This window comes from Alteromonas sp. V450, from assembly GCF_001885075.1.
GTDB lineage: Bacteria > Pseudomonadota > Gammaproteobacteria > Enterobacterales > Alteromonadaceae > Alteromonas.
Window position 1 is genome coordinate 121,788 of the sequence record NZ_MODU01000004.1, and the last position, 12,983, is coordinate 134,770.

Sequence of the window (12,983 nt, forward strand, 5' to 3'; positions counted from 1 at the left end):
TTTAGTGACTCACTCTTTTTCTTAATGCTGAGCGCAATCCATCACCGACGATATTAATAGAAAGGACGATGAAAAACATGGCCATTCCAGGCACTGCAACATTCCAAGGCGCAAGATAAGCCACGTCCAGTCCATCGGCTAAAATCACGCCTAATTCAGGTAAAGGAGATTGGGCTCCCAAGTTAAGAAAGCCAAGTGCTGAAATATCAATAACCGCTATTGAAAGCGCAAGTGTGCCTTGAACAACAAGCATTTCGATCATATTCGGCAGTATCGAGTGGACAAACAATTGCCATTTATTTGCTCCGTCCAATTTAGATGCCACGATATATTCTTTTTTCATCTCGCTGCGCACAAAGCTGCGGGTATAGTGGACAAATTGAGGAATGAGCGCCAGCGTTATTGCCCACATACTGTTGACCAGACCCGCGCCCAAGATTGCAACAATGATGATAGCGATCAGCAATGTTGGAATTGCCATAAGAGCGTCTAGAAGGTGGTTTACTATGCTTGAGCGTACGCCCCGCAGCATCCCCGCGAACGTCCCCAAACTTACGCCCACAATCATTGCCAGAACAACCGTGATGAAAGCAGAACCCAGCGTGACCCGACAGCCATATACGATCCGGGTGAATATGTCTCTGCCGAGGGCATCTGTGCCAAGCAAATGAGAAATAGAGCCACTAGTGACCCAGCTTGGCGGTATTAATAGCCCATCAATATTTTGTTCAATAGCATCATAAGGCGTAATAAATGGAGCAAAAATAGCAAAGAATACGAAGATACCTAACAAAATTAAACCAACCATTGCGATATGACTGGATTTGAAAGCCGACCATGTGCGTTGCCATGGCGACGGGTGAAACTCTTCTTCGTACAAACTAAACTGTGGCACGTTCGTATTTCTCTCTACTAGGGTCGATCATTCTGTTAAATAGATCGATGAGAATAGTCAGTGTGATAACAAGTGTAGATACAGCCAACATTCCAATACGCAGGGCAGGATAGTCCCGTTGATAAATTGCCTGAATTAACCAGTTCCCGATACCGGGCCATGAAAACAAAGTTTCAACAATCATCGCATTTGTGATGAGTGTTGTAATTTGAATAGCCATTAATGGCAATATGGGGAGCAGCGCATTGCGCAATACATGTCTAAAGAAAATTTGCCAACTTGACAGCCCTCGAGATACTGCTGCAGCAATATAAGGACGGTGCTTAACGTCAATAACTGAACGACGCGTAATTCGTACCATTGATGCAGTCGCAATAGCGCCAATCGCCAACGTTGGTAACGCCATGTGTGAAATAGCGTCTTTAAATGCTAATGATTTGTCTGCAATGTCAGATAAAAGAATGTCAATGAGTATAAAACCTGTTGTTGGTTCAATATCGTACAAAAGACTTATACGACCTGATAACGGGGCGACGTCGAGCCTAAGACTGAAAACGAGGATCAGTAGTAAGGCAAACCAAAATACAGGAAATGAGTAAGTGGTTATACTTACACTATTTACAATATTATCTGTGGTCGAGTAGCAGCGAGCACCCGCATAATAACCAAGGGGTACGCCTAAAAATAGCGCCATGAACATCGCATAAGTAGCAAGTTCTATTGTTGCTGGTAACGCTATTCCAACTTCGTCTCTAAGAGGGAGCCCTGAAGTAAAACTGTACCCCCAATCCCCGGTTAACAGGTTTCCTACATAGTAAAAAAATTGAGAAATATATGATTGGTCAAGTTTAAACTGTTGTTCCAGAGCGTGACGTTGTACATCATTTTGTGGGACTAATCCCGTCAAATTCTCAAGTGTATCGCCGGGAAACAAATAAGCCAGCGAGAAGGAAATTATCGCTAATACCAACAAGGTGAGAATAAATAAAGTGCTGTATCTTACAAGTATGTGTATCACAATTTTTTCTCTACCCCACCGAAGCGAACGCCACCAAATGGATTTATATTCATGCCTTCAAGCTCGTATCGATATGCTTGATAGCGATAAGCGTGTGCAATGGGAACTAACGGTAATCGCTCATATAACAGTCTATTTACTTGGCGATAAATAGCGTTTCGTTCATCAATATCATCTGTTTGCAAAGCGTCATTAAGTAAGCGGTCATAGTCTTGATTACACCACATTGCACGGTTAGTACCGGAAGGAATGGCACCACAACTTAATAAAGGACGATAAAAATTATCTGGGTCGCCATTGTCAGCTGACCATCCAATCAGCACGGAGTCATGTAGCCCTTCTTGAAGATGACGTCTGAACGTTGCCCAGTCGTAACTGACAATAGTGGCTTCTACGCCAACTTCTTTTAAATAACGTTGAATGAGTTCAGCCATTTTAGTTGCATTGGGGTTGTATGCTCTTTCTACTGGCATAGCCCAAATTGTCATGGAGAAACCCGGCTCAATTCCCGCATTTGCTAACAGTTTTCTGGCGAGTACAGGATTGTATGCCGTATCGTCGGCGTCGTTTTGAAATGCCCAGCTTGCCGCAGGTAGAAGAGTTTTAGCTCTAGTTGCACTATCAAAATAAACGGCTTCCAATAAGGTATTTTTATCGATAGCTGATGCAAACGCTCTTCGCACATCAGGGTTGTCAAAAGGAGGGCGCTGTGTGTTAAAAGCCCAAAAGCCAATATTCAGGCCCGGCTTTTCTGCTAATATCAAATCATCACGCGAGCGAATCACCTCAAGTTCGGTTTGCGCCGGGAACGCAGTGGCGTCACATTCGCCGGTCATCAATTTGGCGAGGCGAAGAGAGCTTTTCGGCGTGATGTCAAAGATAAGTTGATTAACGGATGCTGTAGTGCTTTGTAAATTTCTATCTGTACTGTCCTCGTTGCCAAGTTCTTCACGCCAATAGTTTTCATGTCGAAGATACTTTATAAAATGGTCTTTACGAAAACTATCAAATTTAAACGGGCCTGTGCCCACTGGAAGTTCGTCAATGCTGCTAGGGCGACCGTCCCTGAGCAGTTCTGCTCCATATTCTTCTGACAATATCACGGCAAAATCTGTTGCCAGGTTAGCAAGGAACGAACTATCACGACGTTTTAACGTAATTTCTACCCGATAACCGTTTATCCTTTCAACAGATGCAATGTTCTTTGCAAGCCCTATGCTCTCGAAATAAGGGTACCGGCCTCCGGAAATGTAATGGTATGGATGAGAGGTTAGGCGCCACCTGTTGATACTGAAAATCACGTCGTCTGCGTTGAATGTGCGCGAGGGTGAGAAGTATTCGGTTGTGTGAAATTGTACATTTTTGCGTAACTGAAACGCGTAAGTTAGACCATCATCACTGGTTAGCCAACTGCTGGCGAGGCTAGGAACAATACGTCCGGTTTCAGGATCAAAATCGAGTAAACGATCGTAGAGTTGATGGGAGGACGCGTCTGAAGTAGTGCTTGTGGTATCTAATTGCGGATTGAAGGTGACGGGGTTGCTTTCAGAGCAGTAAATTATGCCAGAACTATAAAAAGCGTCTTTGTTCCGTTTTACACAAGATACAAGAAGCAGTGGAATGCATAACAAAACCAACACACGCTTCGCCAAACTTTTGGACATGCTTTACGCCTCAACGCCTTCAGCGGAAGAATCTAAGAGATTATATTTTTTAAGGTACCCACGAAGCTGATGATACGTCAGACTTAACTTTTCTGCCGTTTTCTTCTGATTAAACTGACTATCAGCAAGTGCCTGTTTTATCATATCTATCTCGTGTTGTTGAGAGCGTTCTTTCAAATCTATCGGGTAATTTATGATTTCCTGTGAATTAGGGATACTCGGTACTACAGGTTCAACTTGAGCAGTAGGTACGGTTGGTGTTAAAGGTACTGAAGGTGAAGACGAAACTGCCGTCTGTCTATCTTGTGTTTTAATTCTATTTTGCGGGCGAAACGCCGATTCAAACGGATCGAGAACGATTTCATGAACAGGAAGGTGAGGATTGTTGGTTCGATAGACAGCACGTTCTACAACGTTTTTAAGCTCACGGATATTGCCTGGCCAATGATAGTCAAGAAGGGTTTTTCTGGCTTTTTCTGTAAAACCGCTAAATAACTCCATGTCCATCTCTCTCGCCATATTAATGGCGAAATGTTCAGCTAGCATCATTATGTCTTCCCGTCGTTCGCGCAACGGTGGAATTGTTATAACGTCGAAGGCTAGCCGGTCAAGCAGGTCTGCTCTGAATTCACCTGCATCGGCTAACGCTGGTAAATCCTCGTTCGTTGCAGCGATAAGCCTTACATCAGTCTTGACTGACTTACTGCCGCCAACACGCTCAAACTCGCCATATTCAACAACGCGAAGTAATTTTTCTTGAATTAAGCCAGAGGTGTTAGCTAACTCATCTAAGAATAAGGTCCCATTATGGGCCACTTCAAATCTTCCCTCGCGACGCTTTTGAGCACCTGTAAATGCGCCGGCTTCATAACCGAATAATTCACTTTCTAGTAAACTTTCGCTTAATGCTGCACAATTCAGCTTGACGTAGTTTTGGTCCCAGCGCTTTGACAAGAAATGCAAGCGAGCAGCGATAAGTTCTTTCCCCGTTCCTCGCTCGCCAATAACCAATACGGGTTTATCTAACGGCGCTATCTGTGATATTTGCTCTAAAACTTCTAAAAAGCTATTTGCTTGACCAAGCAAATTATCCTGTTGGCGATACCTACTCATTAAATCCCTCAAAAATTGGTCATATCGACTAATTAATAGTGTAGAACAAAAAATATTGATAGACGAGCATTATTTACTACATATTAAAATGCATATAAATTAATGACTTAGAAGATTTGCTAACATGGCAAGTAAATTGAATACTCTTTCACACAGACGTAACACTGTTAATCAGCGGCCAATGATCAAATTGCGCCAGATTCTTAGCAAGAGGTAAATATTATGGGTATCTTCTCGCGTTTCACTGATATTGTGAATTCGAATATAAATGCGCTTTTAGATAAAGCGGAAGATCCTGAAAAAATGGTTAGATTAATCATTCAGGAAATGGAAGACACATTAGTTGAGGTACGCTCTGCATCTGCAAAGACCTTGGCGAGCAAAAAAGAAATAGTAAATCAGATTTCAAAGTTCGAAACCGATGCGCATGACTGGGAGTCAAAGGCGGAGCTTGCTCTTAGCAAAGACCGAGAAGATCTCGCTCGTGCAGCGCTTCAGGAGAAGAAAAAATCGTCCGAAGCCGCTGAAGCATTGCGTAAAGAACTTGCTATAGTAGAAGAGCAGATAAGTAAGCTTCAAGATGAAATAGGTCAGCTGCAAGAAAAACTTGCTGATGCCAAAAACCGTCAAAAAGCCATTATTATGCGTCAAAAAACAGCAAGCTCGCGTCTTGAAGTTAAGAAGACGCTTGATAGCAGCAAAGTTGATAATGCAATGGGGCGCTTTGAGCAATATGAGCGGAAAATTGATGATTTAGAGTCTCAAGTCGAGGCTTATGATTTAGGTAAAAAGACGCTTAACGATGAGTTTGCAGAACTTGAAGCAAGTGATAAAGTTGATGACGAATTAGCTGCGCTTAAAGCAAAAATAAAAGGTGCAAAGAGCACCACTGAAAAATCAGAATAATAATAGAGCAGCGCCCTTTGTGAGGTTAAATTATAGAGGGCGCTAAGATCAGAGTTTTTTGGAGAGTTCATTATGGACGAGGGTACTATTGCAGTTTTGACAGCACCGCTCTTTGTGTTTTTAATTTTCGTTGCTCCTATATGGCTGATATTGCACTACCGAAGTAAAAAGCAGGTAAGCCAAGGGTTGAGTGCGGAAGAGCACGCATCACTGCAGAATTTGGCCGAGCAAGCAGAAAAAATGTCTGAACGTATTGAAACATTGGAAGCGATTTTAGATAGTGAGGCGCCAGAGTGGAGGAATAGAGCATGAGACATGGTAAACAGCTCTATCGCAATCCTCAAAATGCAAGAATTGCAGGTGTGTGCTCAGGGGTTGCAGAGTATTTTGGTCTTGAGACGTGGCTGGTGAGAATTTTAGTAGTAACAGGCTTTTTTCTTCTTGCTGGACCGTTTATCTTTGTCGCCTATATTGCTGCTTGGTTTATCCTTGATAAACGACCTACCCACGTAGAAGCGGCGCCTCCGCCCCCTGTTTTTTCTAAAGGAAAAGGGTGGAGAAACCCAAATGCGGGCCAAGTTAAAAGTACAAAAGTAGAGGTGAAAACGAAGGTATGGCAAGCTGGCGAGCCCCCGAAACAAGCGTTTCATGATATTCGAAATCGTTTCGAGAAAGCGGAAGAAAGACTGCGTAAAATGGAAACGTACGTCACGTCTCGCGAATACCAGCTAAACAAAGAAATTAGCCGATTGTAAAACAACACACTTCAAAAAGCCGCATCTTTAAGCGGCTTTTTTAATTTACATTCAATATGTTACAGGTTCCTGTAAAAATGTTGTTACACCTTTTTGACTCCTCCAAATTTGCCCTCTACTTTTCCATTTTCGCAATTTCATTAGACTAAAGGGTAGTCTTTTTAAGAAATGTTGGTTTGAGATGTTATGCCAAAAGTAACGAAATATCAGTCGAAATCATCCGATGACAAAGGGTATATCGCGTGGTCGACTGAGGAGAATCAAATTTGGTCTGAACTTTACGCTAGACAGCTGCCTTTGGTAAAGGAGCGAGCGTGTGCAGAGTACCTTGAGGGCATTGAGCTGCTCAAATTGAGTCACGACAGCATACCCCAACTCCCAGAGATAAACCGTGTATTGAAAGCGCAAACAGGGTGGCAGACAGCTGAAGTTCCTGCACTTATCAATTTTGGAGAGTTTTTTCGTTTGTTGGCAAACAAACAATTCCCAGTAGCCACATTTATTCGAACTCGAGAGGAGTTTGATTACCTACAAGAGCCAGATATTTTCCACGAAGTGTTCGGCCATTGCCCTCTACTGACTAATCCAGCCTTCGCCCATTTTACGCATACCTATGGAAAACTGGGTTTAGCTGCGAGCAAAGAAGATAGGGTATATCTAGCAAGACTTTACTGGTTTACCGTTGAGTTTGGATTAGTGAGAGCGAACGGTGACTTAAAGATTTACGGGGGAGGTATTCTGTCTTCGCCAGGCGAAACGCTTTATGCACTTGATAGTGACAAGCCACTTCGCAAGCCCCTTACTGCTATAGACGCGCTGAGAACGCCCTACAGAATAGACATAATGCAACCCCTTTACTACATATTACCTGAGTTTGATCACCTATTTGAATTGGCGGAGATGGATATCATGGCCCTAGTTCAAAAAGCAAAATCACTCGGGTTATTTACCCCACTTTTCCCGCCTAAAGAAAAGAAAGCAAGTTAATAGCCGGTTGTTAAAAAAATGTATCAAACAAGATGCTCGTTTAGCGCATTTTGTTTGTACATTACTATGATCGCACGTTGCGCCTCTCGCTGGCTTAGCGCCTTTTTGATTGATAGTATTTATTGATATTTAACCTTCTGTAACAAATCTCTTGTTATCTTTTTGTAAAAGTGTGGTATTCTGTACAGTAATCTTTACAACAATCCTGTAGTACCCTATGCGTTTAGAAATTACTTGTCAGGACCGCCTTGGCATAACCCAAGATGTTCTTGATATCCTTGTGACGAAAGAAATCGATCTACGCGGAATTGAAATTGATCCTGCGGGAAAAATTTTCCTTAATTTTCCCAACATTGAGTTTGCTGATTTTCAGCATCTGATGCCGCAAATTCGCAGAATAGACGGAATAGAAGACGTGAAAACCACGTTGTTTATGCCCGGTGAGCGCGAGAAAAACCAGCTTTCGGCGATTCTAAGAACGTTGCCAGACCCTGTTTTCTCGATCGACACCAAGGGAAATATTTTACTATGTAACGAAGCGGTTTATTCGGGGCTTGAAGTATCAAGTGATGATATTCAAGGTTCTGATGTGAGTGAGCTTGTTAAGGGGTTCAACTTTACCAAATGGATGGACAGCAAAGCACCAAGCCCTCAATCATCTAAAGTAAAGTTTATTCAACAAGATTACTTGGCTGATATGTTGCCGATTACCGTGCCTGATGGTGAGCAACAGATGATTATGGCTGGCGCTGTGGTGATATTGAAATCTGAGATGCGTCTTGGACAGCAGTTTACCGCTTTTCATCAATCGCCTACTAATAGTTTTGACCGCTTCATAGCGCAATCACAGTTAATGAGTCGCGTCATACACGAGGCAAAGCAAATCGCCGATCTTGATGCGCCCATATTGATCTTCGGTGAAACCGGTACAGGAAAAGAGATGATAGCGAGGGCGTGCCATCAATCAAGTCGACGCAGTGACGGCGCTTTTTTAGCATTAAATTGCGCCTCTTTGCCTGATAGCGTGGCAGAAACCGAACTGTTTGGATATGCCGCTGGTGCCTATAATCAGCCAAATGCAAAAGAGGGGTTACTAGAGCAAGCGAAAGGAGGCACGCTGTTGCTCGATGAAATTGCCGACATGTCGTCACAGCTACAGGCAAAACTTTTGCGTGTATTAGAAGATGGAGAGTTTCGACGTGTGGGCGACACCGAACCTGTTAAGGTTGACGTGCGTTTCATCTGTACGACCTGTCGCGACCTCGGTCAACTAGTTGAAGAGGGGCGTTTCAGAAAAGAGCTGTACTATCGTTTGAATGTTTTGAGCTTAGTGATGCCGTCACTGAAAGACAGAAAACAAGATATTGTTCCACTAGCGGAGTCTTTCATTGTTCAACACAGCGCTAAGTTAGGCCGGCGACCCGCTAAGCTTAGTAAGTCTTGCGTCGATTTTCTTCAGCAATACCCGTGGCCGGGTAATGTGAGACAGTTACAGAATGCGCTTTATCGTGCTCTGTCGTTGCTAGATGGCAAAGAAATTACCAAAGAAGATATTCAGTTGCCCAGTTGTGCACCGAGCGTAACTTATATCGATGAAAACTTTGACGGTACGCTCGATGAGGAAGTGAAAAAGTTTGAGAAGGACTTGCTTAAAAGGCTTTATCCATCGTACCCCAGTACACGTCAACTAGCCAAAAAGTTAGGGTTAAGTCATACGGCGATTGCCAATAAGTTACGCGAATATGGCATTAATAAAGCAACGGTTAAGCTTTAATTGCATTGAATTTATGAACATCTTTGAGGGCAATAATCTTGATTAAGCTTGATTGTTGCCCATCAATTCAAGCTAGCTTGCGCTGTGTATATAAATTTACAGTCTCGCAAACAAGCATGGAAAAGGGTGTCGCGCCATTTGAACATGGATTCGCCGTACACCCTTTCTTACAGCAGCATAAATCTTCGTTACACAAAAATTTCTCAATTAGACCTATCTAATGGCATAACTAAAGCATATTACCTACAAATTTTTGAGGCGATGATGAAACTAGCAACTTATAAAAACGAAACGCGTGACGGGTGTTTGATGGTCGTATCTAAAGATCTTTCTCGAGCTTGCAGCGCTCAAGATATCGCTACGTCAATGCAACAAGCACTAGACCATTGGCAAGACGTCGCTCCCCAGTTACAGCAGCGCTACCAAGAACTGAACGACGGTAAATGTGAAAGTGTGGTGTTTGACGCAAGTCGCTGCGAATCTCCGTTACCCAGAGCCTATCAATGGGCTGATGGTAGTGCATATGTGAATCACGTGGAACTCGTTCGCAAAGCTCGTAACGCCGAGATGCCTGAGAGTTTCTGGACTGATCCTTTGATGTATCAAGGTGGCTCGGATGACTTTATCGGGCCAAATGACGACATTATCTTACCGAGTGACGATTGGGGAATCGATTTTGAAGGCGAAGTTGCAGTTGTGACTGATGATGTTCCTATGGCATGTACACCGCAAGCTGCAGCTGAAAGAATTCGTCTAATCATGCTTGTAAACGATGTTTCGTTGCGTGGCCTTATACCAGGAGAACTTGCTAAAGGGTTTGGCTTTTTTCAATCAAAACCAGCTTCAAGTTTCTCTCCGGTAGCAATTACACCAGATGAACTCGGGGATAAATGGAGGGATAACAAAGTTCATCTTCCTCTTCGCTCGACATACAATGGTGAGTTGTTCGGTCAAGTTGCTGCAGGACAAGATATGACATTTGATTTTGGGCAACTAGTGGCCCATGCAGCCAAAAGTCGTAATTTGGGTGCCGGTGCAATCATTGGCTCTGGAACAGTTTCAAATAAGCAGGGTACAGAGCACGGTTCAGCAATTTCTGAAGGCGGCGTGGGATACTCTTGTATCGCAGAGGTTCGCATGATTGAGACAATTAGAGATGGAAAACCATCTACACCATTTATGCAGTTTGGCGACCGTATTCGCATAGAAATGTTTGACGAAAACGGGTGCAGTATTTTTGGTGCGATAGATCAACAAGTGAAACCTCTGAACTAAGCGTCAACAAAAAGCGGATACAAAGTTATGCATATAAAGCTTTATGGATACTGGCGTTCAACGGCCTCTTATCGAGCGCGTATTGCGCTTAATTTAAAAGGCGTAGATTATGAATACGTCCCGGTTCATTTGGTCAATAATGGAGGTGAGCAGCATAGTGAGCAATACACTCGCTTAAATCCCGCGCATCTTGTACCGACATTGGTTGACGAAGACGAGGATATCATTCTAAATCAATCGCTCGCCATCATAGAGTATATTGATGAAAAGTATGATAATGGTGTAAGGCTCGTGCCAGAGCACTCAACAGAGCGTGCTCGAGTACGTGCATTAGCGCAAGATATCGCATCTGATATTCAACCGCTTGGTAATCTGCGAGTTCTCAATCTATTAAAAGAAAAGTACCATGCCGGTCAAGAGGATGTGGCGCAATGGGCTGCACATTGGATAAAGCTTGGCTTTGATGGAATTGAACAGCGCTTACAGACACAAGCTGGAAAGTATTGTTTCGACTTTGACGTTACGCTAGCTGACGTGTGTCTTGTGCCACAAGTTTATAATGCAAGACGTTTCGATATTGATATGCAGACGTATCCGCTTATTAATAGAATTGCTCAAAATTGCGAAAAGTTATCGGCGTTTGAAAAGGCGCGACCCGAAAATCAGGTCGATGCTACATAGCGTACCAACTAGCGAGGAACCACCTTGTGTGTGTTCCTCTTCGCTTGTACTGTTGTCTTACAAAATTGTTTATTGACGCTTAATTGGAAGCTCGGTTGTATTTTTGACTTGCTTGAGCGCAAATGTAGAGCTGATATGGTCCACAAGCGGCAAATGGGTAAGCTTAGTTTTCAGCAGAAATTCATATTCTTCTATACTTTCGACAATGACCTTCAAAAGGTAGTCTTTTTCACCGCTGGTGGTGTGGCACTCTACAATTTCATCGATGTTTTGGACTGCGTTTTCAAAGTCAGTTAACGAGTCACCATCGTGGTTTTTTAGCGTTACATAGATAAATACGGAAACCCCTAAATTAAGCTTTTTGCTGTTTAAAAGCGTTACTTTGCCTAGTATTATGCCGTCTGCTTCCATACGTTTAACGCGTCGCCAGCAAGGTGTATGTGACAGTCCTACACGCTGACTTAAATCGGCCATAGATACGGTCGCGTCTTGTTGCAGAACGCGTAAAATTTCTCGGTCAAACTTATCCAATTTCATTAACATTTATTCCATCGTTTTTATGATGTTTATTATATATCAAAATAAATTCTAGGATAGCTGTCCTAGAAAAAATGTAATCATTTCGACCTTGTTTCAGTTTGTAAATTTCATTAACAAACTAAGCAAAGCTTGTCCTCTGAGTTTCTCGATAAACTCTTTCTAAAATTAAGGTTGGCGCTATTCACTAATTCTCGCGCACATTGGCGACGGCTGGAGCGAGAGAGTCATGCTGCAAACAATTATGCAAGCACGCTACCTTTAGTTCCTTTTCATACCATTTTAAATAGGGAATGTATGTCTGTTTTTGATCACTCAGAATTTGATAAGCACGAGCATGTAGCTTTTTATCACGATGAACAATCTGGCCTTAAAGCCATTATTGCGGTTCATAATACGAATTTGGGTCCCGCTCTCGGTGGATGCCGGATGTGGCCTTATGTAAACAGTAGTGAAGCACTCACCGATGTTTTGCGCTTGTCTAAGGGCATGACTTACAAGGCAGCGATGGCCAATCTGGAGTTAGGAGGGGGAAAGTCAGTCATTATTGGAGACCCCAGAAAAGCAAAAACACCCGACATGATGAAAGCCATGGGCAAGTTTGTAGAGTCATTGGGTGGGAAATACTTCACAGCTGAAGACTCAGGAATTTCAGTAACAGATTTACAAACCATGGCAACTGAGTCCGACTATATAGCCGGTGTAAAAGCACAGTATCATTATGCAGGCGAGATCCCGGATGGAAACCCCGCTCCGTCGACAGCATACGGTGTATTTGTGGGTTTGAAAGCGACAGTTGAGTATGGCCTAAAGCGTAGCTTGGATGGTGTTACTGTTGCCATTCAGGGAATGGGACACGTTGGCTACCGCCTTGCCAAGCACCTTCATGAGCATGGCGCTAAACTTTACGTTGCCGATATATATCCTGAAGGTATAAAAAAAGCGGTGGCTGAATTCGGCGCAACGGCTGTGGCGCCAGAAGAAATACTAAGTTTAGACGTAGATGTATTGGCGCCATGTGCACTGGGTGCAGCCATCAACGATCAAACACTACCGGCGATTAAAGCCAAGGTAATTGCAGGTGCTGCCAACAATCAATTGGCGCGTGAAGATATTGGGGAGTTGCTTCAGCAGAGGGGGATCTTGTACGCACCTGACTACGTTATTAACGCGGGTGGGGTTATCGACATCTTCCATCAGCGTATGGAATCAAGTTCCAATGAAGCGCTGCGTGCACATATTGAACAAATCGGTGAAACGCTAAAAGAAATTTATACCCGCGCAGAGCAAGAGGGTAGGGCAACAAACCGCGTAGCAAACCTTATCGCTGAAGAGAGATTTTCTATAAAGGGTTGAAAACTCAAAGCCAAATAGTCAT

Annotated in this window: 13 protein-coding genes; 8 read left to right on the plus strand and 5 right to left on the minus strand. The window is 43.2% G+C overall.

What is annotated here, in order from left to right; translation table 11 throughout:
* Window position 1 precedes the first annotated feature (1 nt).
* From BK026_RS00570 to pspF, 4 genes are read right to left on the minus strand one after another with little or no spacing between them, the layout of a single operon-like run.
* Window positions 2–895: an ABC transporter permease subunit gene (locus BK026_RS00570; RefSeq protein ID WP_071814054.1), complete on the minus strand. Its 894-nt coding sequence runs from the start codon at window positions 893–895 to the stop codon at window positions 2–4.
* Window positions 882–1,913: an ABC transporter permease gene (locus tag BK026_RS00575; protein WP_071814055.1), complete on the minus strand. Its 1,032-nt coding sequence runs from the start codon at window positions 1,911–1,913 to the stop codon at window positions 882–884. Before BK026_RS00575 ends, BK026_RS00570 begins: the two co-directional genes overlap by 14 nt.
* Window positions 1,910–3,577 carry an ABC transporter substrate-binding protein gene (locus tag BK026_RS00580; protein WP_071814056.1) on the minus strand — a complete coding sequence of 556 codons (1,668 nt, stop codon included), beginning with the start codon at window positions 3,575–3,577 and terminating at the stop codon, window positions 1,910–1,912. Before BK026_RS00580 ends, BK026_RS00575 begins: the two co-directional genes overlap by 4 nt.
* A 3-nt stretch (window positions 3,578–3,580) precedes the next feature.
* Window positions 3,581–4,690: a phage shock protein operon transcriptional activator gene (gene pspF, locus BK026_RS00585; protein ID WP_071814057.1), complete on the minus strand. Its 1,110-nt coding sequence runs from the start codon at window positions 4,688–4,690 to the stop codon at window positions 3,581–3,583.
* A 222-nt stretch (window positions 4,691–4,912) separates the two neighbouring features.
* Between pspF and pspA the strand changes: the two genes are divergently transcribed.
* From pspA to maiA, 7 genes are all read left to right on the plus strand, one after another.
* Window positions 4,913–5,596, plus strand: a complete 684-nt coding sequence (gene pspA / locus BK026_RS00590) for a phage shock protein PspA (RefSeq protein ID WP_071814058.1) — start codon at window positions 4,913–4,915, stop codon at window positions 5,594–5,596.
* A gap of 72 nt (window positions 5,597–5,668) precedes the next feature.
* A complete protein-coding gene (gene pspB / locus BK026_RS00595) occupies window positions 5,669–5,908 on the plus strand; it encodes an envelope stress response membrane protein PspB (protein ID WP_071814059.1) in 240 nt (79 codons plus the stop codon).
* Complete coding sequence (gene pspC / locus BK026_RS00600; RefSeq protein ID WP_071814060.1) at window positions 5,905–6,351, plus strand: envelope stress response membrane protein PspC; 447 nt, start codon at window positions 5,905–5,907, stop codon at window positions 6,349–6,351. Before pspB ends, pspC begins: the two co-directional genes overlap by 4 nt.
* Before the next feature lie 186 nt (window positions 6,352–6,537).
* Window positions 6,538–7,338 (plus strand): phenylalanine 4-monooxygenase, encoded by an 801-nt coding sequence (gene phhA / locus BK026_RS00605; RefSeq protein ID WP_071814061.1) that lies wholly within the window; start codon window positions 6,538–6,540, stop codon window positions 7,336–7,338.
* Between the two features lie 217 nt (window positions 7,339–7,555).
* Window positions 7,556–9,112, plus strand: a complete 1,557-nt coding sequence (gene tyrR, locus BK026_RS00610) for a transcriptional regulator TyrR (RefSeq protein WP_071814062.1) — start codon at window positions 7,556–7,558, stop codon at window positions 9,110–9,112.
* 264 nt (window positions 9,113–9,376) lie between these two features.
* Window positions 9,377–10,387 carry a fumarylacetoacetate hydrolase family protein gene (locus BK026_RS00615; protein ID WP_071817409.1) on the plus strand — a complete coding sequence of 337 codons (1,011 nt, stop codon included), beginning with the start codon at window positions 9,377–9,379 and terminating at the stop codon, window positions 10,385–10,387.
* A 27-nt stretch (window positions 10,388–10,414) separates the two neighbouring features.
* Window positions 10,415–11,068 carry a maleylacetoacetate isomerase gene (gene maiA, locus BK026_RS00620; protein WP_071814063.1) on the plus strand — a complete coding sequence of 218 codons (654 nt, stop codon included), beginning with the start codon at window positions 10,415–10,417 and terminating at the stop codon, window positions 11,066–11,068.
* A 69-nt stretch (window positions 11,069–11,137) separates the two neighbouring features.
* Here maiA and BK026_RS00625 read toward each other — a convergent pair whose 3' ends face one another.
* Complete coding sequence (locus tag BK026_RS00625; protein WP_071817410.1) at window positions 11,138–11,605, minus strand: Lrp/AsnC family transcriptional regulator; 468 nt, start codon at window positions 11,603–11,605, stop codon at window positions 11,138–11,140.
* A 297-nt stretch (window positions 11,606–11,902) separates the two neighbouring features.
* Between BK026_RS00625 and BK026_RS00630 the strand changes: the two genes are divergently transcribed.
* Window positions 11,903–12,961, plus strand: coding sequence for a Glu/Leu/Phe/Val dehydrogenase dimerization domain-containing protein (locus BK026_RS00630; RefSeq protein ID WP_071814064.1), 1,059 nt, complete (start codon window positions 11,903–11,905; stop codon window positions 12,959–12,961).
* Window positions 12,962–12,983: the final 22 nt, after the last annotated feature.

Excerpts from the sequence above, each read along its gene's own strand:
- BK026_RS00580 (WP_071814056.1), bottom strand. The coding sequence starts at position 3,577 with ATGTCCAAAAGTTTGGCGAAGCGTGTGTTGGTTTTGTTATGCATTCCA.
- pspF (WP_071814057.1), bottom strand. The coding sequence starts at position 4,690 with ATGAGTAGGTATCGCCAACAGGATAATTTGCTTGGTCAAGCAAATAGC.
- pspA (WP_071814058.1), top strand. The coding sequence starts at position 4,913 with ATGGGTATCTTCTCGCGTTTCACTGATATTGTGAATTCGAATATAAAT.
- pspB (WP_071814059.1), top strand. The coding sequence starts at position 5,669 with ATGGACGAGGGTACTATTGCAGTTTTGACAGCACCGCTCTTTGTGTTT.
- pspC (WP_071814060.1), top strand. The coding sequence starts at position 5,905 with ATGAGACATGGTAAACAGCTCTATCGCAATCCTCAAAATGCAAGAATT.
- phhA (WP_071814061.1), top strand. The coding sequence starts at position 6,538 with ATGCCAAAAGTAACGAAATATCAGTCGAAATCATCCGATGACAAAGGG.
- tyrR (WP_071814062.1), top strand. The coding sequence starts at position 7,556 with ATGCGTTTAGAAATTACTTGTCAGGACCGCCTTGGCATAACCCAAGAT.
- BK026_RS00615 (WP_071817409.1), top strand. The coding sequence starts at position 9,377 with ATGAAACTAGCAACTTATAAAAACGAAACGCGTGACGGGTGTTTGATG.
- maiA (WP_071814063.1), top strand. The coding sequence starts at position 10,415 with ATGCATATAAAGCTTTATGGATACTGGCGTTCAACGGCCTCTTATCGA.
- BK026_RS00625 (WP_071817410.1), bottom strand. The coding sequence starts at position 11,605 with ATGAAATTGGATAAGTTTGACCGAGAAATTTTACGCGTTCTGCAACAA.
- BK026_RS00630 (WP_071814064.1), top strand. The coding sequence starts at position 11,903 with ATGTCTGTTTTTGATCACTCAGAATTTGATAAGCACGAGCATGTAGCT.